The sequence below is a fragment of the Pseudomonas sp. 14P_8.1_Bac3 genome, assembly GCF_025466085.1.
Lineage (GTDB): Bacteria > Pseudomonadota > Gammaproteobacteria > Pseudomonadales > Pseudomonadaceae > Aquipseudomonas.
This window is the reverse complement of sequence record NZ_JANLOD010000049.1, coordinates 293050-318858: the sequence shown is the minus strand read 5'-3', so window position 1 is coordinate 318858 and position 25809 is coordinate 293050. Positions and strand designations below refer to the sequence as shown.

The following is a 25809-nucleotide window of genomic DNA, read 5'->3' as shown; positions in this document are numbered from 1 at the left end:
GCGATGGACGTGAACGAAAACCCGGACTGCCTGAATCCTGCTGGTGTTCCGGCCGCCATCGCGAGCAAGCTCGCTCCTACAAGGGATCGGGTTCGCCTCCAGGAAAAAGGCTTTTCCAATGCACAGTAAATTCCTCACGATCCAGAGCAAGATCGCCCTGCTCGCAGGCCTCTGCCTGCTGTTGGTGGTGGGCTTGCTGATGGGGTTGTCGCTGTACCAGACCCATCAGAGCAGTCAGCAAGTGGCCCGGGCCAGCAGCGACATGCTGGCCAACGCCGCTCGTGAACACATGCAGGCGCTGGGCAAAGTGCAAGCGATGCAGGTGCAACGCACCTTTATGCAGACGCACGAATATGGCCAGGGGCTGGCGCGCTACCTGCTCTACCTCAGGCAGCTTCAACAACAGGGCCATCTGACCCGTCCGCAACTGCGCCAGGAGCTGAGCACCCAGCTGCAACAGGCCCTGATCGACAAGCCCGACCTGCTCGGGCTTTATGTCATTTTCGAACCCGATGCCCTCGATGGCGCCGACTCGGCTTTCGTCGATCAGGCCGCCATGGGCAGTAACGAAACCGGGCGATTTTCCTTGTATTGGGTGCAAAGCAAGCCCGGCGAACTGCAAGCGGTGATCGGCGACGAAGCGCTGCTCGCCAACACCTCGCCCGGTCCCAGCGGCGCACCGTACAACGCCTTCTATACCTGCGCCAGGGACACCCGTCAGGCCTGCGTGCTGGAGCCGTATTTCGATGAGGCCTCGGGCAGCCGCAAACTGGTGACCAGCGTCGCGTTTCCGCTGATGGACAACGGCAAAGTCATTGCCGTGGTCGGCCTCGACATCAACCTTGCCGCCCTGCAGCAAAACAGTGCAGCCAGCGCGCGTGAACTGTTCGATGGCAACGGCCAGATCAGCATCGTCAGCCCGCGCGGGGTGATTTCCGCCGACAGCCAGGACATCAGTCGCCTCGGTCAACCGCTGGATAACCCCGCCGTCATGGACTCGCTGCGCCAGGGCCAGCCGAAGGTGTTCGTCGACCTTCAGCAAATCAAGGTCCTCGAACCGCTGGCACCTATCACCGGTTCCGCGCCGTGGGGTGTGCTGGTGGGCGTACCGCAGGACGTGCTGCTCGCGCCGGTCACCACCCTGCAACAGCAACTCGACGCCCAGGGCGTGCAAAGCACCGCGCTGGAATTGTTCTTGGGCGGCGGCTCGGCCCTGCTGGGACTGGCGCTGATCTGGTACGCGGCGTATCGCATCACCCGGCCGCTGCAATTGCTGACGCGGGTCATGGAAGACATCTCCCTCGGCGAAGGCGATCTGACCCGTCGCCTGGCCGTGCAATCAAGGGATGAAATCGGTCAACTGGCCACGGCGTTCAACCGCTTTGTCGAGCGCATTCATCACTCGATCCGTGAAGTGTCTTCGGCGGCGCTGGGGGTCAATGAAGGAGCCAAGCGCGTGCTGCTGGCGTCGAATTCGTCGCTGAGCAATTTCGACGAACAATCGACCCGCACCAATAGCGTTGCCGCGGCGATCAACGAACTCGGGGCCGCCGCCCAGGAAATCGCCAGTAATGCCTCCGATGCGTCACAGCAAGCCTCCGCCGCGCGGCAACAGGCCGAAGATGGGCGGCAGGTGGTGGAGCGGACGATTCAGGTGATGAACGAGCTGTCCGGCAAGATCAGTGCATCGTGCGTCAACATCGAGGTGCTGAACACCAAGACCGTGAACATCGGGCAGATCCTCGAAGTGATCAAGGGCATCTCCCAGCAGACCAACCTGCTGGCGCTCAACGCCGCGATTGAAGCCGCCCGGGCCGGTGAAGCGGGCCGTGGCTTTGCGGTGGTCGCCGATGAAGTGCGCAGCCTGGCCGGGCGCACCCAGACCTCGGCGGCGGAGATTCAGCAGATGATTGAAGAGCTGCAGGTCGGCGCGCGTGAATCGGTGACCACCATGACCGAGAGCCAGCAACACAGCGAGGAAAGCGTCAACATCGCCAACCTCGCCGGCAAGCGCCTGGGCAGCGTGACCCTGCGCATCGGCGAGATCGACAACGTCAACCAGTCGGTCGCTGCCGCGACTGAGGAGCAGACATCGGTGGTCGAGGCGTTGAACGTCGACATCACCGAGATCAACACGCTGAACCAGCAAGGAGTGGAAAACCTGCAATCGACCTTGCGCGCGTGCACCGAGCTGGAGCGCGAGGCTGCGCGGCTTAATCAGTTGGTGGGTAGCTTTCGCATCTGAGAGGGGTGGTGCCTGACCGATCGCTTTCGCGGGCAAGCCCGCTCCCACAGGGGCATGCGTTTTCAACTGTGGGAGCGGGCTTGCCCGCGAAGAACGATTGCGCGGTAGTTCTGCCCACCTCTCCCTACCAAATCTGGCACCCACAACCAACCGGATGGCACACGCGCGAACAAGCCCCTCCACCCACCGCGCGTAGTATCAAAACCGATCCCTTCTAACCCCAAAAACAACAAATCGGCCTTCGGGTCGCGGGAGACTTCTGTGCTTAAGAAAAGTGCGTTGGGCTGGCCAAAGATTGCCGGCCTCGGTATTGCGTTGGTGGTGGCCGGGCAGTTCTCCGGCTGGAATTTCGGGCTGATGGCCGGCGGCTGGTTGAACATGCTGATCGCCACGCTGTTGATGGCGCTGCTGTGCGGTGGCCTGGCGTTGTGCGTGGCCGAGCTGTCCACGGCGCTGCCGAGTGCCGGCGGTGTGTTCGTGTATGCGCAAAGCGCATTCGGGCCGTTCGTGGGTTACCTGGTGGGCGTCGCCTGTGCCCTGGCGCTGACCGTCGGCACCGGTGCAGCGGCGACGTTCATATGTGCCTACACCGAATCGATTTTCGGCTTCGGCGGCTGGCCGGTGAAGATCGCGCTGTTTGCAGTGATCATTGGCATTCACCTGCGCGGTGTCGGTGAGGCCATGGGCCTGACGTTCATTGCCGGAGTGATCGCGGTCGTTGCCCTGCTCACCTTCGGCGTGGCCATGGCGCCCCATGTCGAACTGGCCAACTTGCTGAGATTGCCGGCCAATGTCACCAGCCCCGTCAGCCTCGCCGGGATTTTCGCCTGCGTACCCTTCGCGATCTGGCTGTTCATCACCGTGGAGCAAACCGGCTCGGCGGCGGAGGAAGCCGAAAACCCCGGTCGCACCATGCCCCGCGGCATTCTTGCGGCCATCGGCACCCTGCTGGTTACCGCGTTGGTGGTGCTGGTCTGCGCACCGGGTGCTGGCGGTGTAGAACTGGTGGGGTCGGCGGGCGATCCGCTTTACGCGGCGATGTCCGGCAACAGCGCCTTCGGCGACGGTTCGTGGCTGGCCAAGGTGATTGGTTGCGGTGGTGTGTTCGGCCTGATCGCTACCTTCTTCTCGCTGGTGTACGCCGCGTCGCGACAGCTGTTCGCCATGGCTCGCGACGGTTTGTTCCCGCAGTGGCTGGGCAAGACCGGAAAACGCGGCACGCCGTTCCCGGCCTTGTTGCTGATCGGCGCTATCGGCCTGCCGCTGTCCGCCGTCGACCCGGCCACCGTGATGCTCGCGGTCGTGCTGCTGCTCAACGTCTGCTACCTGTTCATTTTCGGCGCCTACCTGCGGATCAAAAGCAGCCAGCCGGACCTGCCGCGCCCATTCCGTCTCGCCGGCGGCAGCGTGATTGCCTGGCTGGGCCTGGCCCTGACGTTGGTGGTGATCGCCGCCTGTTTCCAACTCGACCTGATGATGCTGATCGCCCTCGCGGTGACCTTCGTCCTGTGCATTTTCAACTTCCTGCTGCGCGCCCGTCTGCAAGGCCGCAGCGACGACACCGAGGTTCCAGACCATGCCTGAAGACACTTTGTTGCAACGCCGCCATCGCGTGCTCGGCAGCGCTTCGCCGCTGTTCTACGACAAACCGCTGCACCTGGTTCGCGGTGAAGGCGTCTGGTTGTACGACGTCGACGGCCGCCGCTACCTCGACGTCTACAACAACGTGCCCTGCGTCGGCCACTGCAATGCGCACGTTGTCGACGCCATGCACCGCCAGGCGCTGACGCTGAACATCCACACGCGCTACCTCGATGAGCACGTGGTGCGTTACGCCGAGCGCCTGACCGCTACCTTCGCCGAACCGCTGGACACGGTGATGTTCACCTGCACCGGCAGCGAAGCCAACGAACTTGCCCTGCGCCTGGCGCGCTTCGCCAGTGGCGGCACCGGCATCATCGTCAGTGACTACAACTACCACGGCAACTCAGCGTCCCTGGCCGAAGTCACCACCGCACTGCCGTCGCCGGAGCCGTTTGCCGCCCATGCCCGGGCAGTGCCAATCCCGTGCCTGTACCGGGCGCCGGCCGGCACCAGCGAGGCGCAACTGCTGGAGGAGTATGTCGCCAACATCAAGGCCGCCATCGCCTCAATGCAAGCCCAGGGCATTCGTCCAGCCGCGCTGCTGATCGACACGCTGTTTGCCAACGAAGGGTTGCCACGGGTGCCCGCCGGTTTCGTCAACCAGGCAGCCGGGCTGATTCGCGCAGCGGGTGGGTTGTTCATTGCCGATGAAGTGCAATCCGGATTCGGTCGCACCGGCGAGCACCTGTGGGGGCATCAGGCCCACGGCGTGGTGCCGGACATCGTCACCCTCGGCAAACCCATGGGCAACGGCTATCCCCTCGCCGGCCTGGTCACCCGCAAAGCGCTGGTCGAATCATTCGGACGCAGCGCGATGTACTTCAACACGTTCGGCGGCTCGCCGGTGGCGGCGGCCGTCGGCATGGCGGTCCTCGATGTGATTGAAGAGCAGCAGTTGTTGCGCAACGCACTGACGGTTGGCGGCTATGTGCAACAGCGGCTGCAAGCGCTGGCGAGCAAGCATTCGATCATCGGTGATGTGCGCGGCAAGGGTTTGTTCTTCGCCATGGAGCTGGTACGCGACCACGCCAGCAAGGAGCCCGCCGGGACGGAAGCGCGGCGGGTGGTGAACGACATGCGCGAACGCGGCGTGCTGATCAGCAAGATCGGCGCCGGCGACAACATTCTCAAACTGCGGCCGCCGCTGGTGTTCAGCCGCGAACACGCCGACCTCTTCGTTGACACACTGGACAGCGCCCTGAGCGCCCTCTGAGGCCATGCCATGACTGATTTCCACACCCTGAGCCACGACCAGCAAGTCGCCAAACTGCACGACCTCGCCCGTCATGCCCTGCAGCACTGGGACGGCACATTTGGCGAAATTGAACTGGTGAAATTCCGCGAGAACGCGGTGTTCTCCGCACGCCGCGAAGACGGCCAGCGTGTCGCCCTGCGCATCCATCGCAATGGCTATCACTGCGAGGCAGCGTTGCGTTCCGAACTGCAATGGATGGAGGCGCTGGCCAGCGCCGGCATCACCGTGCCGCAGATTATCCGGGCGCGAGACGAGCGCCACCTGATCGAGGTGATCCACGCTGACATCGGTGAAGCGCGGCATGTCGACATGCTCGCCTGGCTGCCTGGGGCGACGGCGGGCACTTCGGAAGCCGGCGTACAGGCGGACACGGAAATTGATTTTCTGTTTGCCGAAGCGGGGGCGATCGCGGCGCGGATTCACTTGCATGCGGCAGACTGGCAGCAGCCGGATGAGTTCGTCCGGCACGCCTGGGACGAGGACGGTTTGATCGGCGCCAATCCGTTCTGGGGACGGTTCTGGGAGCTTGAGCAACTGAGTGGCGAGCAGCGGTCAGTGTTGCAGGAGGCCCGACGCGTGGCGCGTCGCGACCTGCGTCAGTATGGTCGTCACTTGAGTAACTTCGGCATGATCCACGCCGATCTCGTGCCAGAGAACCTGCTGATCGAGGGTCCGCAGTTGCGGTTGATCGACTTCGACGATGCAGGGTTCGGCTGGCACATGTTCGAACTGGCAACTGCGTTGTATTTCTGCCTGGACGATCCGCGTTATGCGCAGATCGAGGCGGCGCTGCTGCATGGTTACGACGCGGTCAAGCCGTTGACCGCGGCGGATCGCAACACGTTGGCGCTGTTTCTGATGCTACGCGGCACCACGTACCTGGGCTGGATTCATACCCGCCAGGGCACGCCGACCGCCATCGAAATGGCGCCGATGCTGGTTGAGCGGGCATGCCGGTTGGCGCGGGATTACCTTCAACAATAGCGCTGCCTGGCAGGCCGCCTTCGCGGGCAAGCCCGCTCCCACAGTGTTTGTGGCGTTCACGGCATCCGAGAACGACGCAGCGCCTGTGGGAGCGGGCTTGCTCGCGAGATCCTTAACGCGGCATTTCAGCAAGCCGCCGCCGCATGCTCCAAACGATGAAACAACCGGTTGAAATACACCAGGCTGTCCCCTTCCCCACGCACGCCGACCTTCGACAACTCAACAAACATCACCGAGTGCGACCCCACTTCCTTGCACTCGCTGATCCGTCCTTCCAGCTGAACGAGCGCGTTACGCAGCACCGGCACGCCGGTGTCGCCACCGTCCCACAGGTCCCAGGCGAACCGTTCTTCCATCGACACTTTCGTCATGCCGGCGAAGTGTCGGGCCAGCTCTTCCTGCTCGCCGCACAGCACGTTGACGCACAGTCGGCCGTTGGTGCGGAACACGTCGTGGGTGGCGCTGTTGCGGTTGACGCAGACCAGCACGGTGGGCGGCGAGTCCGTCACCGAACACACCGCGCTGGCGGTGATCCCGCAGCGTCCGCCAGGGCCGTTGGTGGTGATGATGTTCACCGCCGCCGGCAGCTGCGCCATGGCGTTGCGAAAGTCGATTTGCTGCTGGCTCAGGTCGGCCATGTCGGTGCCCCTTCCTTCTGGAGGACCGTCGTTGCGCGGCCCTGTGATGGAACAAGACTAAGGCCCGGCATGGCGCGCAACCATTCTGACGATCCCCATGGCGAGGTGGGCTTTCCGCTAGTCGACTAGGTGGTTTCTTTATCGTCAGGGCTGGCTGCAGTGGGTATCCTGCTCATTGGCGCTCACCTGGGCGCCGATGTCCGCCGCAGCGTGCACGCGTGCGAAAACAATAAATAGAAATTCTCGTGGCAGTCCCTGATGGAAACCCGCAAACCGATTGTTTATATCGTTGATGACGACAAAGACTTGCGCACCTCGCTGGCCTGGTTGCTGGAGTCGGTCAGTGTGCAGGCGCAGTGTTTTGCCGGCGCCGAAGAGTTCCTGAGCCAATACGACCCCAGGCAGCCGGCGTGCCTGGTGCTGGACGTGCGCATGCCGGAGACCAGCGGCTTTCAGCTGCAGGAAATCCTCAACCAGCGCGGCAGCACCCTGCCGACGATCTTCGTGTCGGCGCATGGCGACATTCCGATGTCGGTGACGGCGATGAAGAACGGCGCGCTGGATTTCGTCGAAAAGCCGTACAACCCGCAGCAGATGATCGACCGTATCCAGGCCGCACTGAAAACCGCCGTGCATGCCCAGGCCGATCAGGAACAGCGCCAGCAGTTGCAGGGCAAACTGGCCCTGCTCACCAGCCGCGAGCGGGAAGTGTTGATGCTGGTGATCGATGGCAAAGCGAGCAAAGTCATCGCGCGGGAGCTGAACATCAGCGTGAAAACCGTCGATGTGCACCGGACCAAGATCAAGGAAAAGATGGGCGTGACGAGCATCGCGATGCTGGTGAGAGAGGTGCTGCATTTGCCGATGGAAGAGCCGGCGCGGCATTGAGGTGGTTGTGGCCTGGAAGAGTCATTCGGTGAGCCCGAGGCCGCCATCGCCAGCATGCTGGCTCCTGCAGGGCTGGCGGCGTGGCTGACACGCGGTATCAGATCTGGCTATAGCGCTTGCGGTAGGCGCCCGGGGAAACGCCGAAGCGCGATTTGAATGCCGACGAGAAGTAGCTGGAATCCGAGAACCCCCAGGCGTAACACAGCGCCGACAGTTTCTGTTCCACGTGCGAGCGCCGCAGGTTTTCCGCGCAGAAGTCCAGACGCCGGTGCTTGATGTATTGCGCCACGACCAAGCCCCGCTTGGAGAACATCCGGTACAAGCCGCGCACTGAAATCCCCACTTCCCGGGCAATCAGCTCGGGGCACAGTTCTTCGGCGCTGATGTGGTCGTCGATGTAGGCGATGATCTTGCGAAACTGCCGCTCGTGGGCATCGCCCCCATTGTCGCGAGCACTGATCCCCGGCAACAGCAGGCTGACCAGCGCATCGAGCACCGCCTCGCTTTCCTGCATGTCCAGGCCTTCCTGCTGCCGGGTGTCCAGCACCAGTTTGTTGGCCATCGCCGCCAGCGGCGAGTTCGCGCCGATCCGCGTGGCGCAGTTGACCGCGTTGAAGTGCGAGCCACGCTCCACCACCTGGCGAGGCAAAATCAGCGACAACTGCCGGGAATCGTCGTTGTAGGTCATGTCACTAGGACGACAGGCGTCGATCAAGGCGATGTCACCGGCGCCGAGTTGCGCGCGATTGTCGCCCTGCTCCAGCTGCGAACTGCCGCGCATCTGGAACACCGCGTAGTAATGGCCGTCGCTGCTGACGCTGACGTCTTTGCTGGTGCGGTAAAGGTGCACGTGCGCCATGTCGACGACACTGAGGTTGATCGCGCCGCTGCGGTATTCCGCGAGCTCCCCGTAGAAATCCGTATCCAGGGCCCGGGCATCGAAACGCCCACAGGCCTGGTTGACCTGGCTCAGCCAGCTTTCGAACGCCTCGTTGCGAACCGCCGAAGAAGTCATCATCACTGCAAAGCCTCACGCATGTTTTATTGTTATTTTTCGACCGCTTCGTCGAGCGGTTCGGCAAATAAGACATCCCTGGCTGTCTCCTCCCTTGACGGCCGCCGGAGCGCTATTCAACAGGCTCCGGCGCTGGCTGGCCAGCCTTCCTTTGCGTTAGATGTCCAATACCAGACGAGCGGAAACCGCACGGGAGACGCAGGCGCAAATCTGTTTGTTGGACGCCTTCTCCTTGTTCGACAGGCAGTTGTCGCGGTGCTCCGGCACGCCGTCCAGCACGTCGACGATGCAGGTACCACAGATGCCTTCGCGGCATTCGGTGTCGATGTCACAACCGTGGGCCTGCAAGACGTCGACCAGACGGGTGTCGGCCGGCACCTGGAGCACCACGCCGGAGCTGGCCAGCTCCACTTCGAAACTGCCGCTCGGGCCGGCATTCGCTGCCGGATCCGCCTGGAAGTGTTCGAGGTGGATGGCCTCGTCGGAACGACTGCGCGCCGCCACTTCCACCACTTTGTTCATGAACGGCGCCGGGCCGCAGGTGTACACGTGGGCGGCACTGCTTGCCTGGCCGAGGCAGTCACTCAACGCGGCGTCCATGTCACCCGGCTCGACACCGTAGTGAAACTGCACGTGCCCGGCGAAGGTGCTCGCCAGCAACTCGGCAAACGCGGCGTATTGCGGCGAACGGGCGAAATAATGCAAGCGCCACGGCTGGCCGGTTTCCGTCAGCCGATAGGCCATGCTCAGCAGCGGCGTAACGCCGATCCCCGCGGCGCACAGCACGTGCTCGGAGGCCGCCGGGTCGAGGCGGAACAGGTTGCGCGGTGCACCCATTTCCAACTCCATGCCCTCTTCCACCTCATGCAGCGCCGCCGAACCACCACGGGACTGCGCTTCTTTCTTCACCGCCACCAGGTACGCGCGACGGTCCTGCGGCGGACTGCACAGCGAATACTGGCGAGTCACTCCGGTCGGCCCGGTCAGGTCGACGTGGGCACCGGGCTCATAGGTGTCGAGCGGCTGGCCGTCACTGCGCACGAGGCGAAAGGAACGGATATCCAGCGCTTCGTCGACGATCCTTTCGATCTTCACCTTCATCATTGCATCACCCGAAATACGGTTGTTTTTGTTGTCACGACACCCGTGGGTGCCCTGTGTTTATGCGACAGATCTCTGTAGGAGCCAGCTTGCTGGCGATAGCGGCCTTGAGCCTTGCATCGCCGATGAGCGTGACATCGCCAGCAAGCCCGCTCCTACAGGGGTTGTTCGGCATTTAGCGCATGAACAGGCCGCCGTTGATGTCCAGGCACGCGCCGGTGACCGACGTGGCGTTATCGGCGATCAACAGCAAGACGCTGTCAGCGATGAACGCGGGATCACCCAGCGTGCCCGCCGGGATCATCTGCAGAATCTGCTCCAGACGCTCCGGCGCCACGCTCTCGCGCACCACCGGCAAATCCAGCGGCCCCGGCGAGACGCTATTGACCGTCACGCCCTTCGGCGTCAGTTCACGGGCGAAGACCTTGGTCAGCGTCGCCACACCGCCCTTGGCTGCCGCGTAATGCGCCCCCGTGGCCGTACCGCCGTTCTGCCCGGCCAGCGAAGCGATGTTGACGATGCGACCAAACCCGCGCTCGGCAAAGTGCGCGCCGAACACCTGGCACGCGACAAATGTGCCACGCAGGTTGATCGCCATCGATTCGTCGAACTCCTCCGGGGTGATGTCCATCAGCGCCGCGACTTTCGACACGCCGGCGTTGTTCACCAGAATGTCAGTCCCGCCCCAACGCTCGGCGAGCAGATCACGGGCGCGGACAAAGTCGGTTTTGTTGCGCACATCCAGTTCGATGGCGACGGCACTCACGCCGCTGCCATCCAGTTCTTGCGCCAGACGCTGCACGCCATCGAGGTGCACATCCGCCAGCGCCACGCGATACCCCGCCGCATGCAAGCGACGGGCGATGCATTCGCCAAGACCGCGCGAAGCGCCGGTCACCAAGGCTACTCGGTTCATGGTCAAGGCCCTCACAGCAGGAAGCCGAGCGCGCTCAGGCTGTCGGTAGAGTTGATCAGGCGCACGACCTTGCGCTCCAGCGTCGGCACGCCGTCGGTGAAGCGAATGCGGTGGTTCAAGTCGGCCACGAATGGCGTGTGCACGCCGCGCTTATAGGCGTACAGCAACTGCGCGGAATTGACTTCGACGATGTCGCCGGCCGCTTCCACCAAACGGAACCGCGAGACGGTGCGGATGGTTTTCGCCGCGTCCACTGCCGACGGCGAGTAGCCGGCGGTCAGGCGTTCGATGCGCAAGTCACGCATGCGTGCATCGTCGTAGGCGTAGTTGAGCGTGGCTTCGAAGTCTTCGGTGTCCGGGTCGATCGGCACGATGTACTTGCCGTTGTCGCTCCACAACGTCGCCCATTCCGCGTATTGCTTGTGATCGAGCAGTTCGGCTTCGCGCCAGATGAATTCGATGGCCTGGGCCAGCGGACCGGAAAAACCGTTCAGGGAGTCGTGATTGCTCATTGGCTCATCATCCTTTTCCACATGTCATAGGCACCGCGCATGCCGCCTTCGTCGGTGGCGTGGGACACCTTGTCGCCGTTTTCGGCAATGATTTCGCGATTGAGGCCGCGGTTGACCAGGATCGGCGCATCGACGCCGGCGTAGGAGCCGCGCTGCACACGGTCCCAGGCCTCGGCATCGTCCGGGCTGCCGAAACCGAATGGCCCCTGGAAGTGCTCGTGAATGCGCATCCGCTCGCGGTTGGCGATTTCCGGGCCGCCGTCCATGCCGAGGGCGACATGGCGGATCTCGGTTTCCGTCACCGAGACTGGCCGCAGCACGCGGAAAAACGACATCGACATTGCGACGTTGGGGAACAGGTTCAGGTTGAAACCGGCGCCGTGCAGCGAACGCACGATGCGGCGAACCTGTTCCGGCGGCATGGTTTTCGACAGCTCTTGCGTCACGTGAGCGAAGCGCTCCTGCAACTGTTCGGTGCCGTCGTCGTGATCCAGATCGACGTGTTCCGGCACCATCACCATCACGCTGTGGCCGTTGCCCAATGAATGGGTGACCGCTTGTTCGTCGGTCATGAACGAAAGCATTTCCGAGGTTTCTTCATCCACCGACGACATGAACGACTTGTGCACGATCGGAAAGTGATAACCGTCGGTGGTGTTTTCCAGCTGGATCTTCCAGTTGCCCTTGAAGCTGAACTTGTGTTCGCCCTGGGTCTTGATCGGGTAACCGGCGCCCTGCTTCATGAACAGGTCCATCCAGTGTTTCGCACCGCCGAGGAAGTCCTCCAACGGCTCGATCTCGTCGTTGTAGCTGGCGAACACCATGCCGGCGTAGCTTTCGACGCGCAGGCTGGTGAGCGGCAGTTCGGACTTTTCGAGAATGCCTTCGTAGCCATCCGGGTACGGCAGCGCACGCAGTTTGCCGTCCAGGCCATACGACCAGCTGTGGTACGGGCAGGTGAAACCGGTGGCGTTGCCCTTGTGCTTCTCGCACACGGTGGCGCCACGGTGGCGGCAGCGGTTTTCCAGGACGTTGATGGTGTTCTTCTTGTCGCGCACCACAATCACCGGACGACGGCCGATGGTCGCGGTCTTGAAGTCGCCGCTGTTGCGCACTTCGCTTTCGTGCGCAACCCAGACCCAGGTGCGGTAGAAAATCTTTTCCAGCTCGGCTTCGAACAGCGCCGGATCGTTGTACAGCGACACGTCGACGCGGTCGTGACTGACCAGTTCTTCCGGGCTTTTCGACGATGCGATCAGCCGGTATTCATGAGTGCTCATGCGGTTCTCCTCATGGCTTCTTTTTATGATTTCTTTTTAGAGCCGGACGGTTCACCGGCCATGCTCTGTTGCAGTTGTGCACCGAAAGCGCAGACCTGTTCGTCCTGACCTTTGCGGCCGACAATCTGCAGGCCGACTTTCAGCCCGCCGCAATCCAGTTCCACCGGCACCGTCAGCGCCGGATGGCCGCTGAGGTTGAACGGCCGCACCAGCGGGGTCATGCCGGCCACGGCTTTGCTCGCGCTGCGGGCCTCGATCAGTGTCGGTGGCAGGCTGGGCATCGTCGGCAACAGCAGCACCGCGAAGTCTTCCAGCGCGGCATCCACCTGTTGGCTGAAGCGCGTGCGAATTTTCTCGGCTTGCGCCAGGTCAGCGGCGCTGGTGCGGCTGGCGGCCAGCAGGCGTTGCTCGACATCCGCGCCGATCAGGCCTTTGCCGGTGAGGTGGCCGAAGGCGGCCCAGTTTTCAAAGTTGATCACGGTCAGGCCGGCGGCGAATGCAGCTTCGAATTCGCTCAGGCGCAGGTTGCTGCGACGCCAGCCTGCGCGGTCGGCAGCGGCGCCGAGGCTGGCGTGCAAATGCGCGTCGCAATCGACGTCAAGGAAGCCCACCAATGCGTTGCTCGACGGCAAACCTTGCGCTTGAAAGCCGGGGCAGATCACCTGCATCGCGGCGATCAGGTCGGCCATGTCGGCGGCAAACGGGCCGACGCAATCGAGACTGGATTCGGCCGGATGCGCGCCGACCCGGCTGACTCGCCCGTACGTCGGTTTCAGCCCGGCGATCCCGCAGCACGCCGCCGGTACGCGAACCGAACCGCCGGTGTCAGTGCCGATGGCGATGTCGGCCAGACCGGCAGCGACCGCCGCGGCCGAACCGCTGGAAGAGCCGCCCGGAACCCGGTTAGGCGCCTGCGGGTTGATCGGCGTGCCGGTCCAGTCGTTGATCCCGGTGACGCCGAAGGCCAGCTCGTGCATGTTGGTCTTGCCGACGATTTGCCAGCCGGCCTTGAGGATGGCATCCACTACGTCGGCATTGCGCGCCGCTGGCTCGGCTTCGGCAAAAGCGCGGCTGCCCGAGCGTGTCGGGTGCCCGGCGATGTCGATCGAATCCTTGATCGCCACGCGCTTGCCGCTGCCACCGAGCAAAAATTCGCTGATAAACGTACTCATGCGACCAGCTCCGTATTGAACAAGCGTTGCGTACGGAAATGCGCGATCAGCCAGGCACCGTCGACACAGCGAAAATCGATGTTCAGGCGCGTGCCGAACAACTCGCTGCGCCCATCGGCGTAGGTGGAGATCTGCTGCATGATCCATTGGCCCCGGGCCGTGCTGCCGTCGACCACGATCGACTCGCTGGTGAGGTAATGCAGGTTCAGGCGAAAGTGTTCCGACGGCGGCAAGTAGCTGCCGACGAACGCCGCCACCGCGTCACGTCCGCGGTGCTGGCCGAAGGTCTGCGCGGTCTGGCTGCCGATGCCTTCCCAGATCGCATCGCTGCAGAACAATTCGGCCAGTTCGCTGACGTGGGTGACTGCCCGCGGTACGTCGCACAGGTCCATGTAGCGCGCCATCAGGCGGCGCACCTGGCTCTCCCCTTCGAGCGTCGCAAGACGCTGCAACAAGGCCTCGTTCATGGTTTACACCTTGGCCGCATCGGGGATGGTCAGCGGGCGACCGATGCGCGCTTCGACCTTGGCGTAGCGCCACAGGCTGTATTCGTTCACCGGCGTGGTACGGAACAGGTTGCAGGCGTCGATCACCGACTGGTGGCAATCGACGTCGGCCATGATGTAGACGGTCCACGGCGAGGTGGTCGAGGGGCCGACCATCAGCCGGTCATCGTCCATCGCGCCGAGCACGGTGATGCCGGGCATGGCGCCGAGCGAGCCCATCATCTGGCTGAAGCCCTTCCACACGCTCAGGCCTTCGCCGGTCGGCAGGTCGAAAAAATTCTGGGTGATGCCGATGCAGAAGACGACGCGCAACGGTTCTTGAGTGGTTTGGGACATGGGTGTCGATCCTTGAAGAGAGGGTTCAGATGTAGCCAGGGAATGGCGGCACGCCGAGGAACACCGAGCCGGCGCCGTCGTACAGGCCTTCGCTGAGGAAGGCGTGTTGGGTCACCACCATCGAGTCGCGCAGGTAACGCTGCAACGGATGGCGCAGATAGATCGCGGTGGTTCCGGCGAGGCTGTAGGCGCTCTGCACCACGGCTGCGCCGGCCTGGGACACATGGATCGCGGACAGGCGCAACAGGCTGGTCTGTTCGGCCGTGACCGGGTTGCCGGCCAGAATCGAATGCCACACCTGTTCGGTCGAGCCGTAGAAAAAGCTACGGGCGGCGGCGAGTCGGGCTTCGGCCTTGGCGATCTCGATGCGCACATAAGCGCGGTCGGCCATTTTCGGCGCGCCGGTGATGCCGCTGCCCGCGGCCATGCGGCTGACTTCATCGAGCGCCGCGCGGGCCAGGCCGAGGTTGACCACGGCCAGCACCTGCGCGGCGTAAGCGATCGACGGGTAGCGGAACAGCGGTTCGTCGATGGTCGAAGCGCCGCCACGGATGAAGGTCCAGCGCTCGTCGACTTTTTTATCGGTCACACGCAGGTCGTGGCTGCCGGTGCCTTTGAGGCCGACCACGTCCCAGTTTTCCACGATGTCGACCTGATCGGCCCGGAACACCGCGGTGCGCGGCTTGCCGCCGGCAGCGCCGATGCCAACGCCGAGCAGGTCGGCGCCTTTGCAGCCACTGGCGAATTTCCAGGTGCCGTTGACCTGCCAGCCACCCTCGACGGCTTCGGCGGGTTGCAACGGAAACAGGCCGCCGGCGAACACGAGATCGGGACTTTTGGCGTAGATTTCGGCGAGGGTTTCCGGTGGCAATGCGGCGAGGTAGACGCCAGCGCTGCCGAAGCTGGCGACCCAGCCTGCGGAGCCGTCGGCCTCGGAGATGCGTTCGATCATGTGCAGAAACAGCGCCGGTGCCAGGGCGTCTCCACCGAAGCGTTTCGGCGTGGCGGCGCGGTAGATGCCCACCTGTTTGAAGCGCTCGATCATGTCCCGTGGCACATGGGAGCCGGCGTCGAATTCATCGCGACGTGCGCGCACTTCATCCAGCACCTGCTGAAATAGCGGGCTGTCGACAACCTTCTCGTCGACGCCTGGCAGAGGGTCTTTCTCCGCGACAGCTGAGCGCAGCATGGGCTTTCTCCGTTTTGCTTATTGTTAGTGGGCTGCACCATGACCTGTAGGAGCGAGCATGCTCGCGATGGTCGTCAACGATGACGCGGGGAACCTGGCACCCCGTAACGCTCTCGGGTTCATCGCGAGCAGGCTCGCTCCTACAGGGGAGATGCGTGCCCCTTGCATTGGAGGCCAGTGTAGAAACGGCAATCAGCGGCAACTATTGGTGCGTGCCGCCCCCCGGCTAAAGAAAACCCCTAGTACCCCACCGGTTACCTCTGAGCGCATCCACCTGTGCGAGCAGGTATAAAGCGCCATACTGCAACCCTCTGCCGCCAAGGGCCGTGCGATGTACTTGCCAAAACCGAACGACTTTTTTGCACTGATCGAAGCCATGCCGCTGTGCATCATTCTTCACGATGCCCACAGCAAGGAAATTCTCTGGGCCAACACCGCCGCTCTGAACGCGCTCGGTTTTACTCTGGAGGAACTGACGCCGCTGAAGGCTACGGACATGACCCGTGACGCGCCGAAGTACCGCCGTTCGGTTGGCCTGCGCTGGCTGGAAGGCGCGGCGCGCACGGGCCAGCGCGCCATCGAATGGTGCTATCGCTCCAAGCAGGGGGTGGAAATTCTCTCCGAGGCGGTCGCTACCCTGGTGCACCTGGAGGGCCGCGATGTGCTGATGGTGCAGTTCCGCGACATCTCCCGGGAGGACAAGGTCAAGCGCGACCTCAAGCGCTTCGAAAGTCGGCTCAAGGCGTTCATGCAGGATTTGGCCGAGGGTGTGGCGGTGCTGGGTCCCGACGGTGACATCCGCTTTATCAGCGACTCTGGCGCGCACCTGCTTCACAGCGAAGAGCACGTGCTGATCGGCAAAAACTTCCTGGCCTGGTGCGACGACGATTCGCGTCAGCGTCTGCTGCAACAGCTGGCCCGCGAGACGCCGGAACATGCACCGTTCAGCGTGCACTACCACGTGCAACGTCGCGATGGGGAGTGGCGCTGGCATGAGGCGACGTGTCGCTTCATTGAAATCGAGGACGATCTGGTCGGCCATCTGCTGCTGTTCCGCGACGTCACCGAACAGGTGCGCGCCGAAGAAGCCCGGCGGGTCAGCGAGCAGAAACTCGAATACCTGGCCCGCTACAACGCCATGGGCGAAATGGCCGTGGCGATTGCCCATGAACTGAGTCAACCGCTGGCGGCCACGCGCAATTTCATCGAAGGCGCGGTGATTCGCCTGGGCAAGGAGCCCACCGCCGATCAGGGCGTTGCCTGGGGTTTGCAAAACGCCGTGCGGCAGATCGAGCACGCATCACTGATCATCAAGAGTGTGCGCGATTACGTGGTCAAGCTGGAGCAGAGCGAAGAGCGGATCGACCTCAATGAATTGCTGCGCGAAACCCGCTATTTCATCAGCCTGCGCGCCGACCCGAGTGTGGTCCGCGTCGAGATCGTCACCCTGCCCGCGCCGTTGTGGGTGAGTTGCGAGAAGGTGCTGATCGGCCAGGTCATCCTTAATCTGGCGTTCAACGCGATTGAAGAGATGAGTGATTTGCCGTTCGAACGGCGCGTGTTGCGCATTCAGGCCAGCACCGACGGCGACGAGGCACTGGTGCGCATTGAAGACCGGGGTCGCGGCATTCAGGCCGAAGCGCAGGAGAAGCTGTTCGACGGCTTCTTCTCCTCCAAGGTCAGCGGCAACGGAATCGGCCTGGCGCTGTGCAAAAACATCATCGGCCGCCATCGCGGCGACATCTGGGCGCAAAACCTGGAGCCCTGCGGCGCCGTCTTCACCTTTTCCCTTCCCCTCGCCAGTCCCGCCTGAAGCCTGACCTTGTGACACCTGTGGGAGCGGGCTTGCTCGCGAAAGCGATGTATCAGTGGCCTCATTGTCGCCTGACACGCCCCTTTCGCGAGCAAGCCCGCTCCCACAGGTCCGTCATTTAACGGGCGAAAATCGCCGTAATCGCGCGGTGTGGAACCGGTTTTCAAAGACTGGCACAGACACACAAACACTTGGCAGCCACAGCAATTCACCCGCTCGGCCGGCGAGGCAGAATCGAACTGCAAAAATCTGCCAATGCACCCGCGATTTGCGTGAACAATAATTCAGGGAGTTCCCCCTAATGCGAGCCACCAGGATCACCGTACAGTCAGCGCTGAGTCTCAGCCTGCTGGTACTGGGTTTGAACAATGCCAGCGCGGATCTGCCCGCTGACACGATCGGCCAGACCGTTCTGGCATTTCCGCCGGAAGCCCATCGGGCCTTTGTCGTCGACGTTGAATTCGAAAGTTTCGTGGCGGGCCGCGTCACCGTGGTCGACCCCGACAAAAAACGCGTGCTCGGCATGGTGCCGACCGGTTTCGCAGCGCCTTCGACGCTCAGCCACGACCAGAAAACGCTGTACAGCGCCGACATCTGGTACTCGCGTGGCACCCGTGGCACCCGCACCGACGTGTTGACCGCGTGGGACAGCTCGACCCTGTCGCCGGCCTGGGAAGTGCTGATCCCGAACAAACGCGCCGAGTCGCTGACCCAGCGCTATGGCCTGAAAACCAGCGGCGATGACCGCTTTGTCTACGTCTACAACTTCACCCCGTCGACCTCGGTCACCGTGGTCGACACCCAGGCCAAGTCCGTCACCGCTGAACTGGCGATCCCCGGTTGCGTGCTCAACTACCCGATCGGCAATCGCCGCTTCGCCTCGCTGTGTGGCGACGGCAGCCTGCAGGTCATAACCCTGAACGATCAGGGCCAGGAAGTCGCGCGCAACCGCACCCCATTCTTCGACCCGAACGCCGAGAAACTCGTCGAGCGCGCGGTAAACGTCGGTGACACCTACTACTTCACCACGACCACGGGCACCGTGCGCCCGGTGGATTTCTCCGCCGACGCGCCGAAAATCCTGCCGTCCTGGACGTTGACCAGCGAAGAGGAAAAGAAAGCCGGCTGGGCACCGGGTGGCTGGCAGCTGATCGCGGTGGCGCCAAAGCTGAATCGTTTGTACGTGCTGATGCACGACGCGCACGAGCCCATGAAATGGGAAGACCCAAGCCCGCTGATCTGGGCGTTTGATCTGAAAACCCACAAGAAAGTCGCGACCCTGGAAGCACCGGTGCCGGTGTGGAGCATGCAGGCCACCGGCGACGACAAGCCGTTACTGCTGGGTGCCGACGTTGAAGGCGGACTGCAGATTTTCGACCTGAAGACCAACACACTCACCGGCAGCATGCCGAAAGTCGCGAAGACCGCGACCCAGGTCATGAGCTACTAATCGAGGTTCGGCCATGCATTTAGATCCGATCTTCATCATCGCCAGCGCGCTCGCCATCGCGGTGTTGCTGGCCAGCGCCGCGACCCACAAGTTGCGCGCGCCGGCACGTTTTGCCAGGCAACTGGCGGACTACCAACTGCTGCCCGACGCGGTCGTGCGGCCCGTCGCGCGGGTGATCCCGGTGGTGGAACTGGCGATCGCCTTTGCGCTGCTGGTGCCGGCGTGCCGGTCATGGGCCGCGCTGAGTGCCGCCGGCCTGATCGCGCTGTACGCCGCCGCCATCGGCATCAACCTGTGGCGCGGTCGTCGCGACATCGATTGCGGCTGTGCCGGTCCGGATCAAGCGCAGCCATTGCGCCCGGTCCTGCTGCTGCGCAACAGCGCACTGGTGAGCCTGGCGCTGCTGGCCAGCGTCCTGCCGGTCGCGCGTGACCTGGGCTTTTTCGACGGCTTCGTCACCGTCGCCGCCAGCGCCGTGGCGCTGCTGATTTACGCCGCAGCCGATGGCTTGCTGGCGAACTCCCCTCTTCTGCTCAAACTGATTGGTAGGTGATCAATGGAAGGCTTAATCGTTTCCAACGTTCTGCTCTGGGTGCTGCTGGTGGCCGTGGCGTTTGTCGTCATGGGCCTGGTCCGGCAGATTGGTGTGCTGCACGGTCGTCTGGCTCCGGCCGGCGCGCTGATGGTCGACAAGGGCGTGGCGGTGAACGAAGCCGCGCCGCAAGTCACGGCCTCTGATCGTCACGGCCGCCCGGTGAACTTCGGCTATGCCGGTGAAAAATCGCAACTGCTGTTCTTCCTCTCGCCAACCTGCCCGATCTGTAAATCGCTGCTGCCGGCGATCAAGTCGATCGCCAGGGAACAGGCCGATCGCCTCGACGTGGTGTTCATCAGCGACGGCGACATGGACGCCCAGCAAGCGCTGATCCGCGAACACAAGCTGGACGACGCCACCTACGTGGTCGGGCCGGAAGTGGGCATGACCTACCAGATCGGCAAACTGCCGTACGCCGCCCTGATCGACAAGACCGGCACCTTGCGCGCCAAAGGCCTGGTGAACTCCCGCGAGCACCTGGACAGCCTGTTCGAAGTTGAACACTTGAAGCACGCCACGCTGCAGCAGTACCTCAATGCTCAGCCTCAAGACCACGCCCATGACCACAGCCACGGCCATAGCCACTGATTAAGGCAGGGAGACCTACATGAAACTGCTGGATCTGTTATTCGAGCGCTCCACGCGCCGTGTTGCCGACACCACCTCGCGCCGTAAATTGCTGTCGCGCATGGGCTCGCTGATGGTCGCGGGTGCCGCCCTGCCGCTGCTGCTGCCGCTGGACCGCACCAGCAAAGCGTTGGCCGCGGACAACCCGAAGGCCGGCGACCCGGGTGATCCGAACAGCTGCGACTACTGGCGCTACTGCTCGATCGACGGCTTTTTGTGCAGCTGCTGCGGGGGGTCGGTGACGTCCTGCCCACCGGGCACCGAAGCGTCGCAAGTCACCTGGATCGGCACCTGCCGCAACCCGGCTGACGGCAAGGATTACATCATTTCGTACAACGATTGCTGCGGTAAACAAAGCTGCGCCCAGTGCGCCTGCACCCGGAACGACAGTGAAGAACCGGCCTATCGCCCGTTCAACAACAACGATGTGAACTGGTGCCTCGCCGCCAAATCGCACATCTATCACTGCACCGTTTCGATCATCCGTGGCGTGGCGGTCTAACGCGCATTTGCCGTCGATTGCTCACCCAATCGACGGTTTTTTTTTCGGTTTACGGCTGTTTTTTATTTTTGGTTACCGGCAATCAGCAAAAGGTGTTTGTCATGCGTAAGTTGCTATTCCTCGGCCTTGCCTGCCTCGTAGCCGCCCCGCTCGTTCATGCCAGGGCCATTCCCGACCCGAAGCAGCGTCATGCTCCGGGCAATGAAGCGCCCCAGACGCCCATTGCCCAAGCCGGCTACAGCGTGGGGGTGAACTATCAGCTGCAATGCGCCGGTTGCCACTTGGGCAACGGCATGGGTTCCCCCGCCAATGACACGCCGCGAATGGCCGGGTTTGTCGGCAACTTCCTGAAAGTACCGGGTGGTCGCGAGTTTCTCGTGCGGGTGCCCGGCATGTCGCAATCAGCGCTGAACAATGCACAACTGGCCGACCTGCTCAACTGGCTGATGCGTCCAGACGGCATGGCCGGCAAAAGCACGCCAACGGATTATCAGCCTTACACCGCCGAAGAAGTGACGGCACTGCGCGCCAAGACCATGCTCAACCTCCCCGGCACCCGCGCCGAGCTGATCAAGCAAATGCGTGCACAAGGCATCGCGATTGAAGACGGGATGAGCAACTGACAAACGATTGACTGAACCAGCCGTTCAAACGGGAACCTCGGTTCCCGCCCCGCCGCTTGCGCCAAGCCATTCGCTGTTTTCTGACGCGAATCGGCATTTCCGACTATTGACAAAATCCACCCTGCATTCACCCCCGCCGGCACCTCTAGAGGTTTACTCGTTCGCACGTGACGAACTTCATTTTTTGCCTTGAATGTTGTATGAAACCGCAGCGATTCAGTGAATCATTACGCAGTGGTGCTAAAGTGACAGCACCCGTCTTCGTCTCACCAGCTTTACACACCCGAGGGTGGAGGCCTTGTGACGAGCCAGAGCAGCTTGCCGTTGACGCCAAGACTCTCACGCGAGGGCGTTTGGACCTGAATCCCGTCATCATCGAGCGCAAGGGAAAGCAAATGAGGTCTAGAAATGATTTTTGAGCCAAACAGTACCCGTTCCGTTCTCCAGCGAAGAAGCAGCACCAGTATCGTCATTCAGGCCGGTCTCGATTGCGTTGCGGTAACCGGCGTTGCCTGGTTTTTGATCAATTATCATATCGGCTTCATTTCACAAGATTACGTGATCATGCTCCTGCTGCTGCTCGGGGCATTGGCCGTGGTCTACGACCACTACGCTATTTACCGCAGCAACGTCGGGTTCACCGTCAAAGCCTTCAAGCTGTTGAAAGCCTGGACGGCCACGTTCGGTTTCCTGGTGGCCATGGCCTTCCTGACCAAACAGAGCGAGGTGTATTCGCGGCTGTTGATGGGTGAGCTGTTTGTGCTTGGCTATTTCGCCCAACTGCTGTTGCACCTTGCCACGCGGGAAATGCAAAAGAAGTTTCTGGCCCATCCGACACAACTGGAAAATTCATTGATCATCGGGTCGGGCGAGCTGGCCAGCTACCTGCACAAGAAAATCAGTAATAACCCTTGGCTCGGTGAGCGCATCGTCGGTTGCGTGTTGATTGGCGCGGATGATGATCGGAACAAGCATGGTCCGGAGAGCAAGCATCGCCTGTCGATCCTCGGCGATATCTCCGACCTTGATGAGCTGGTGGTTAAACACGCCATCCGGACGGTTTACTTCGTGACCCCACTGGGCGGCTCGGAAGTGATCCAGGACGTTTATTTGAGGTTGTTCGACAAACACATCTCGGTGAACTGGGTGCCGGACATTTTCTCGTTGCGCCTGATCAACCACAGCGTTCGCGAGATCGCCGGCATTCCCGTGCTGACCTTGTCCGAAACGCCGCTGATGGGCATGCGCCTGTTCCTGAAGAACCTCGAGGACAAGGTCGGCGCGTTCCTGATCCTGCTGTTTGCCGCGCCAGTGCTGGCGCTGGTCGCCCTGGCGATCAAGCTCGACAGCCCCGGCCCGATCTTTTTCCGCCAGCAACGAATGGGCTGGAGTGGTGAGGTTTTCCGTATCTGGAAATTCCGCAGCATGGTGGTCCATCAGCCGTCGGACGGCACCGTCCAGCAGGCACAGAAGAATGATCCCCGGGTAACCCGCGTGGGCGCCTTCATTCGCAAGACCAGCCTGGATGAGCTGCCACAGCTGTTCAACGTGCTGGTGGGCGAAATGTCATTGGTGGGGCCGCGGCCGCACGCTATTCAACACGATGTGCAGTACTCGCCGGATGTCTCGGGCTACTTTGCCCGTCACAACATCAAACCGGGCATCACCGGCCTGGCCCAGGTGCGCGGCCTGCGCGGCGAAACCAAGGACATCGAGCAGATGATTCGGCGGGTTGACTCTGATATCGAGTACATCAACAACTGGTCGCTGTGGCTCGACTTCGTGATTCTGTTGCGGACGGTGTTCGCGTTCTCTGGCAAGCATGCGTACTAGCCAGATGCCGAAACCTGTAGGAGCGAGCTTGCTCCTACAGGGGTCAACCGTTTGACGGGAACAAATCGAGTGTACGCTCCACTTCATCCGGGTCGATCCTGAAACCATCGCCCTCGGGTATACCCACCACAAAACCGAAGTTCTGCCGATCGCGATCCGTCAGGTATTTGAAAAAGCACAGGAAGCGATTAGGCGGCTGCAACACCAGCAGCGAGCCACCGGGTGGCAGTACGTTCACCCCATGGATCAGATGACTCCCCTCGATGCCTACCACGGTCCTCGCCCCGGCGCAGGCGGCCACGATGGTTGGCACATCGGATTTTGCCGGATCGAGAATGCGGAACCCCCTACGATCACGCAAGCGCTCGGCCAGCTCCATCTCGTTGCGTAACTTGCGTAAATCGCCCGTACCGCCACGCAGAATGAACACACCAGGATGAGCGCTGGCGTTGACATGCGAGAGCAACTGCTCACCCATCGCGCGAAAACGCAGGTGTTTATTCTGGTTCTGGCTGAGATCGTCAAAGATAACCAGCTCGTGGAAAAACGCATTACGTAAACGAACCGGCTTCATGCCCAGCCAGCTCTCATAACCGGGGGCGTGAAGTATGCCGTTCCTGGCCACGGAAACATTGGTCGCAAAAGGTGCCGTGGTCACCGGAACGCCTTCGTCGCAAGCCAACCGATAGGTTAAACAATCATCCATCAGCCACGTGCCGAACCATTTATTTCCGCCGGTCGTGCAATACAGCGCGCCGCGCTGGATTTCGTTTTCTACACGAATGCCCGGTAACCTGCTCGACCCAGGCGTCAGCCATGATTTGGCATTGCCTTTGTAAAGCGCGCCGTCGATCATCCAGACATCTTTCAGCAGGAAACCTCGGGTCGGACCATGCTGGACCGGACCTAAGCCTTCCATCGTGCGGCGGGGATGTTCGTAAGGAAAAAAATTGGCCTCTTCCCACCCTGTAACGCGCTCCAGCTGGTTGGGCAGGAAGAAAGCGGGCGGCGCAATGGCGCTCGAGCCTGGTGCAATTTCCCAGGTTTTTATCGCCAGGCTTTCCAGCGCGATCGGTGGTTTGCGCGACACCCGTGTGTTGAACAGATGTTTATACGCAGCAAGGCTCCACTTGGCCGGGCTACCACTGCTCAATGCATTGAATTCCAACATGCGCCCGCCCTCTTACTGCAGTGATGATAAACAACCTATTTAATCACCACCCCTTCAGGTGGATTGAATACATTCCAGAACAGGCGGCGATTTCAAATGACTGTAGCGACCACGCAAAGTTTCAAGTAATTCTTCGCCTGGCAACTTAGCGTAATGAATATATATTTTATACAGTCCGCCAAAACCCATTTCGCGATAGCGGTTAGCAACTTCTTCATCACTTGGGCCGTCAGGCAAGCCGAGATGAAGTGTCAGATGTTTGCCCTCGACGGCAAACAAAGGCGTTTCCCATAGAAATTGCGCGGCGCCCACTTTTGGCAGTCGAACGAACAAATAGCCATGATTATTAAGTGTATCAACGTCACCGCCGCGTCTTCTCTTCCATTCAAGAAGTCCATCGTCCGGGCGTGCCAGGCAAGTGCCGATATCGTAATAATCGAAGCCATTTTCAATGGCCCATTCCAGCGCCATGAACGTGGTGATCGAGTTGACCTCACGCAACTTCTTGGTGTCGGTAAACACGCTGTCCGGATAGCCGAAACGCACCGTGCTCCAGTAGCGCTTGCCTGCCCGGGTGATGACGCACCCAAGGTGACAGGCGACGACCTGATCTTCGAGCAGAACAAGATCGAGCCGTCCAGCCACTTTGGCGACCCGATGAACTTCCTGGGTGGCAATTTGAGAAGCCGCCGAACCATGCCGCGCCTTGGCATAAGGCTGGAGCATTTCCCGGTCAGCACTCTCGATTTCATCATCATTCAAAGCCTGCTTCAGGCGATAGCGCAGGCGGTTCTTGCGCAAGTTTCGTCGCAACTCGGTGTTGTATCGCGCGGTAATTTCATCAAGAGATCGGCTGAGCGGTACGACAGCGCTCAAGTAGTGCGGCACGTACAACGCGCCCGGAGTCGGCACCTCGCTGACCAGCACCGTGCGCTCTGATTTTTGCACTTTCAATTGGCTATCAGCGACCTGGGGCTGAGCACCCAACAGCACTTTGGCGAATTCCCGCTGGGCTTTCCTGCCCACATAGAGAATGTCGAAAGTGCTGTCCTCACGCAGTTTGAACCTGGCAATTTCCCAGCGCCAAAAACATGCTCGGCCCAGTATGTCGCGCAGCCAGGCACTCACCTTTCTCAGCTCAAAACGCTGGGAAGGAGATATGAGCTTGCGGATTAATTCTGCTATGGATTCTTTCATTTGGTTATCAGCACAAGCCAAGTAAAGTTCATTGGGGGTTGACAATTAATAAACTAGATACTCGACATGAGAAGTCGACAACTACGCACATGTTCAAAAGTTGTGGAAACCCTACTACTGCATCACCTGGGTCCGCCCCTCTATGGAATTCATGCCCAGCGTTCCTTCTTGCGAAAAACTCCCAACTCCCTCGTGGGGCCGAGGCTTTTCTGGCGCCATTTAGTTGTCCTGAGTCGATGAAGAAACTATCTGCAAGACGCCTTGAATCCGGCGATTACAAGGCAGAGTAAAGATGCTGCGGGAGAGTTTTGCAAGAT

The 25809-nt window shown here is 61.6% G+C and carries 24 protein-coding genes and 1 pseudogene; 13 read left to right on the top strand and 12 right to left on the bottom strand.

Translation table 11 applies throughout. From position 1 onward, the window contains the following. Positions 1-118: 118 nt before the first annotated feature. The 5 genes and pseudogenes from NTD84_RS30085 to NTD84_RS15730 all read left to right on the top strand — a co-directional run. A pseudogene (locus tag NTD84_RS30085) lies at positions 119-847 on the top strand (cache domain-containing protein); the annotation flags it as partial. A gap of 144 nt (positions 848-991) precedes the next feature. Beyond that, positions 992-2245 carry a methyl-accepting chemotaxis protein gene (locus tag NTD84_RS30080; protein ID WP_410017361.1) on the top strand — a complete coding sequence of 418 codons (1254 nt, stop codon included), beginning with the start codon at positions 992-994 and terminating at the stop codon, positions 2243-2245. 261 nt (positions 2246-2506) lie between these two features. After that, positions 2507-3829: an APC family permease gene (locus tag NTD84_RS15740; RefSeq protein ID WP_262167143.1), complete on the top strand. Its 1323-nt coding sequence runs from the start codon at positions 2507-2509 to the stop codon at positions 3827-3829. After that, the gene (locus NTD84_RS15735) at positions 3822-5102 is read left to right on the top strand and encodes an aspartate aminotransferase family protein (protein WP_262167141.1); all 1281 of its coding nucleotides are present in this window, start codon (positions 3822-3824) and stop codon (positions 5100-5102) included. Before NTD84_RS15740 ends, NTD84_RS15735 begins: the two co-directional genes overlap by 8 nt. A 9-nt stretch (positions 5103-5111) precedes the next feature. Further along, entirely contained in the window at positions 5112-6128 is a 1017-nt protein-coding gene (locus tag NTD84_RS15730) for a phosphotransferase enzyme family protein (RefSeq protein WP_262167139.1), read from the top strand. Between the two features lie 125 nt (positions 6129-6253). Here the strand turns inward: NTD84_RS15730 and hpaC are convergent, their stop codons facing one another. After that, positions 6254-6766 carry a 4-hydroxyphenylacetate 3-monooxygenase, reductase component gene (gene hpaC / locus NTD84_RS15725; protein ID WP_262167137.1) on the bottom strand — a complete coding sequence of 171 codons (513 nt, stop codon included), beginning with the start codon at positions 6764-6766 and terminating at the stop codon, positions 6254-6256. A gap of 258 nt (positions 6767-7024) precedes the next feature. Between hpaC and NTD84_RS15720 the strand changes: the two genes are divergently transcribed. Beyond that, the gene (locus NTD84_RS15720; protein WP_262167135.1) at positions 7025-7654 is read left to right on the top strand and encodes a response regulator transcription factor; all 630 of its coding nucleotides are present in this window, start codon (positions 7025-7027) and stop codon (positions 7652-7654) included. Positions 7655-7751: 97 nt separating this feature from the next. Here the strand turns inward: NTD84_RS15720 and feaR are convergent, their stop codons facing one another. The 9 genes from feaR to NTD84_RS15675 form a co-directional block, all read right to left on the bottom strand. Continuing rightward, positions 7752-8672 (bottom strand): transcriptional regulator FeaR, encoded by a 921-nt coding sequence (feaR, locus tag NTD84_RS15715; RefSeq protein WP_262167133.1) that lies wholly within the window; start codon positions 8670-8672, stop codon positions 7752-7754. 153 nt (positions 8673-8825) lie between these two features. Then, entirely contained in the window at positions 8826-9773 is a 948-nt protein-coding gene (locus NTD84_RS15710) for a PDR/VanB family oxidoreductase (RefSeq protein ID WP_262167131.1), read from the bottom strand. Positions 9774-9945: 172 nt separating this feature from the next. After that, positions 9946-10686, bottom strand: coding sequence for an SDR family NAD(P)-dependent oxidoreductase (locus tag NTD84_RS15705; protein WP_262167129.1), 741 nt, complete (start codon positions 10684-10686; stop codon positions 9946-9948). Between the two features lie 11 nt (positions 10687-10697). After that, a complete protein-coding gene (locus tag NTD84_RS15700) occupies positions 10698-11198 on the bottom strand; it encodes an aromatic-ring-hydroxylating dioxygenase subunit beta (RefSeq protein WP_262167127.1) in 501 nt (166 codons plus the stop codon). Next, a complete protein-coding gene (locus NTD84_RS15695) occupies positions 11195-12478 on the bottom strand; it encodes an aromatic ring-hydroxylating oxygenase subunit alpha (RefSeq protein ID WP_262167125.1) in 1284 nt (427 codons plus the stop codon). Before NTD84_RS15695 ends, NTD84_RS15700 begins: the two co-directional genes overlap by 4 nt. A gap of 23 nt (positions 12479-12501) precedes the next feature. Further along, positions 12502-13650 (bottom strand): amidase, encoded by a 1149-nt coding sequence (locus NTD84_RS15690; RefSeq protein ID WP_262167122.1) that lies wholly within the window; start codon positions 13648-13650, stop codon positions 12502-12504. Then, positions 13647-14117 carry a nuclear transport factor 2 family protein gene (locus tag NTD84_RS15685; RefSeq protein ID WP_262167120.1) on the bottom strand — a complete coding sequence of 157 codons (471 nt, stop codon included), beginning with the start codon at positions 14115-14117 and terminating at the stop codon, positions 13647-13649. Before NTD84_RS15685 ends, NTD84_RS15690 begins: the two co-directional genes overlap by 4 nt. Positions 14118-14120: 3 nt before the next feature. Continuing rightward, the gene (locus NTD84_RS15680; RefSeq protein ID WP_262167117.1) at positions 14121-14492 is read right to left on the bottom strand and encodes a hypothetical protein; all 372 of its coding nucleotides are present in this window, start codon (positions 14490-14492) and stop codon (positions 14121-14123) included. A gap of 25 nt (positions 14493-14517) precedes the next feature. Beyond that, positions 14518-15681: an acyl-CoA dehydrogenase family protein gene (locus NTD84_RS15675; protein WP_262167115.1), complete on the bottom strand. Its 1164-nt coding sequence runs from the start codon at positions 15679-15681 to the stop codon at positions 14518-14520. A gap of 331 nt (positions 15682-16012) precedes the next feature. Between NTD84_RS15675 and NTD84_RS15670 the strand changes: the two genes are divergently transcribed. The 7 genes from NTD84_RS15670 to NTD84_RS15640 all read left to right on the top strand — a co-directional run bounded on the left by NTD84_RS15670 (position 16013) and on the right by NTD84_RS15640 (position 23124). Continuing rightward, positions 16013-17494 (top strand): ATP-binding protein, encoded by a 1482-nt coding sequence (locus NTD84_RS15670; RefSeq protein ID WP_262167113.1) that lies wholly within the window; start codon positions 16013-16015, stop codon positions 17492-17494. 301 nt (positions 17495-17795) lie between these two features. Then, positions 17796-18944: an amine dehydrogenase large subunit gene (locus NTD84_RS15665; protein WP_262167111.1), complete on the top strand. Its 1149-nt coding sequence runs from the start codon at positions 17796-17798 to the stop codon at positions 18942-18944. 13 nt (positions 18945-18957) lie between these two features. Continuing rightward, positions 18958-19497 (top strand): MauE/DoxX family redox-associated membrane protein, encoded by a 540-nt coding sequence (locus NTD84_RS15660; protein ID WP_262167109.1) that lies wholly within the window; start codon positions 18958-18960, stop codon positions 19495-19497. A gap of 3 nt (positions 19498-19500) precedes the next feature. Beyond that, positions 19501-20127 (top strand): methylamine dehydrogenase accessory protein MauD, encoded by a 627-nt coding sequence (mauD, locus tag NTD84_RS15655; protein WP_262167106.1) that lies wholly within the window; start codon positions 19501-19503, stop codon positions 20125-20127. 19 nt (positions 20128-20146) lie between these two features. Continuing rightward, positions 20147-20668 carry a methylamine dehydrogenase light chain gene (locus NTD84_RS15650; protein ID WP_218436500.1) on the top strand — a complete coding sequence of 174 codons (522 nt, stop codon included), beginning with the start codon at positions 20147-20149 and terminating at the stop codon, positions 20666-20668. Between the two features lie 101 nt (positions 20669-20769). Further along, positions 20770-21291 carry a cytochrome c gene (locus NTD84_RS15645; RefSeq protein WP_262167101.1) on the top strand — a complete coding sequence of 174 codons (522 nt, stop codon included), beginning with the start codon at positions 20770-20772 and terminating at the stop codon, positions 21289-21291. 408 nt (positions 21292-21699) lie between these two features. Beyond that, a complete protein-coding gene (locus NTD84_RS15640) occupies positions 21700-23124 on the top strand; it encodes an undecaprenyl-phosphate glucose phosphotransferase (protein WP_262167099.1) in 1425 nt (474 codons plus the stop codon). 43 nt (positions 23125-23167) lie between these two features. On the opposite strand, the gene NTD84_RS15635 is transcribed toward NTD84_RS15640, so the two are convergent. Both NTD84_RS15635 and NTD84_RS15630 read right to left on the bottom strand, forming a co-directional pair. After that, entirely contained in the window at positions 23168-24295 is a 1128-nt protein-coding gene (locus tag NTD84_RS15635) for a glycosyltransferase 61 family protein (protein ID WP_262167097.1), read from the bottom strand. 54 nt (positions 24296-24349) lie between these two features. Continuing rightward, positions 24350-25492, bottom strand: a complete 1143-nt coding sequence (locus NTD84_RS15630) for a hypothetical protein (RefSeq protein WP_262167096.1) — start codon at positions 25490-25492, stop codon at positions 24350-24352. Positions 25493-25809: the final 317 nt, after the last annotated feature.

Coding starts and splice junctions, on each gene's coding strand:
- NTD84_RS30080 (WP_410017361.1), top strand. CDS start 992: ATGGACTCGCTGCGCCAGGGCCAGCCGAAGGTGTTCGTCGACCTTCAG.
- NTD84_RS15735 (WP_262167141.1), top strand. CDS start 3,822: ATGCCTGAAGACACTTTGTTGCAACGCCGCCATCGCGTGCTCGGCAGC.
- NTD84_RS15730 (WP_262167139.1), top strand. CDS start 5,112: ATGACTGATTTCCACACCCTGAGCCACGACCAGCAAGTCGCCAAACTG.
- hpaC (WP_262167137.1), bottom strand. CDS start 6,766: ATGGCCGACCTGAGCCAGCAGCAAATCGACTTTCGCAACGCCATGGCG.
- NTD84_RS15720 (WP_262167135.1), top strand. CDS start 7,025: ATGGAAACCCGCAAACCGATTGTTTATATCGTTGATGACGACAAAGAC.
- feaR (WP_262167133.1), bottom strand. CDS start 8,672: ATGATGACTTCTTCGGCGGTTCGCAACGAGGCGTTCGAAAGCTGGCTG.
- NTD84_RS15710 (WP_262167131.1), bottom strand. CDS start 9,773: ATGATGAAGGTGAAGATCGAAAGGATCGTCGACGAAGCGCTGGATATC.
- NTD84_RS15705 (WP_262167129.1), bottom strand. CDS start 10,686: ATGAACCGAGTAGCCTTGGTGACCGGCGCTTCGCGCGGTCTTGGCGAA.
- NTD84_RS15700 (WP_262167127.1), bottom strand. CDS start 11,198: ATGAGCAATCACGACTCCCTGAACGGTTTTTCCGGTCCGCTGGCCCAG.
- NTD84_RS15695 (WP_262167125.1), bottom strand. CDS start 12,478: ATGAGCACTCATGAATACCGGCTGATCGCATCGTCGAAAAGCCCGGAA.
- NTD84_RS15690 (WP_262167122.1), bottom strand. CDS start 13,650: ATGAGTACGTTTATCAGCGAATTTTTGCTCGGTGGCAGCGGCAAGCGC.
- NTD84_RS15685 (WP_262167120.1), bottom strand. CDS start 14,117: ATGAACGAGGCCTTGTTGCAGCGTCTTGCGACGCTCGAAGGGGAGAGC.
- NTD84_RS15680 (WP_262167117.1), bottom strand. CDS start 14,492: ATGTCCCAAACCACTCAAGAACCGTTGCGCGTCGTCTTCTGCATCGGC.
- NTD84_RS15675 (WP_262167115.1), bottom strand. CDS start 15,681: ATGCTGCGCTCAGCTGTCGCGGAGAAAGACCCTCTGCCAGGCGTCGAC.
- NTD84_RS15670 (WP_262167113.1), top strand. CDS start 16,013: ATGTACTTGCCAAAACCGAACGACTTTTTTGCACTGATCGAAGCCATG.
- NTD84_RS15665 (WP_262167111.1), top strand. CDS start 17,796: ATGCGAGCCACCAGGATCACCGTACAGTCAGCGCTGAGTCTCAGCCTG.
- NTD84_RS15660 (WP_262167109.1), top strand. CDS start 18,958: ATGCATTTAGATCCGATCTTCATCATCGCCAGCGCGCTCGCCATCGCG.
- mauD (WP_262167106.1), top strand. CDS start 19,501: ATGGAAGGCTTAATCGTTTCCAACGTTCTGCTCTGGGTGCTGCTGGTG.
- NTD84_RS15650 (WP_218436500.1), top strand. CDS start 20,147: ATGAAACTGCTGGATCTGTTATTCGAGCGCTCCACGCGCCGTGTTGCC.
- NTD84_RS15645 (WP_262167101.1), top strand. CDS start 20,770: ATGCGTAAGTTGCTATTCCTCGGCCTTGCCTGCCTCGTAGCCGCCCCG.
- NTD84_RS15640 (WP_262167099.1), top strand. CDS start 21,700: ATGATTTTTGAGCCAAACAGTACCCGTTCCGTTCTCCAGCGAAGAAGC.
- NTD84_RS15635 (WP_262167097.1), bottom strand. CDS start 24,295: ATGTTGGAATTCAATGCATTGAGCAGTGGTAGCCCGGCCAAGTGGAGC.
- NTD84_RS15630 (WP_262167096.1), bottom strand. CDS start 25,492: ATGAAAGAATCCATAGCAGAATTAATCCGCAAGCTCATATCTCCTTCC.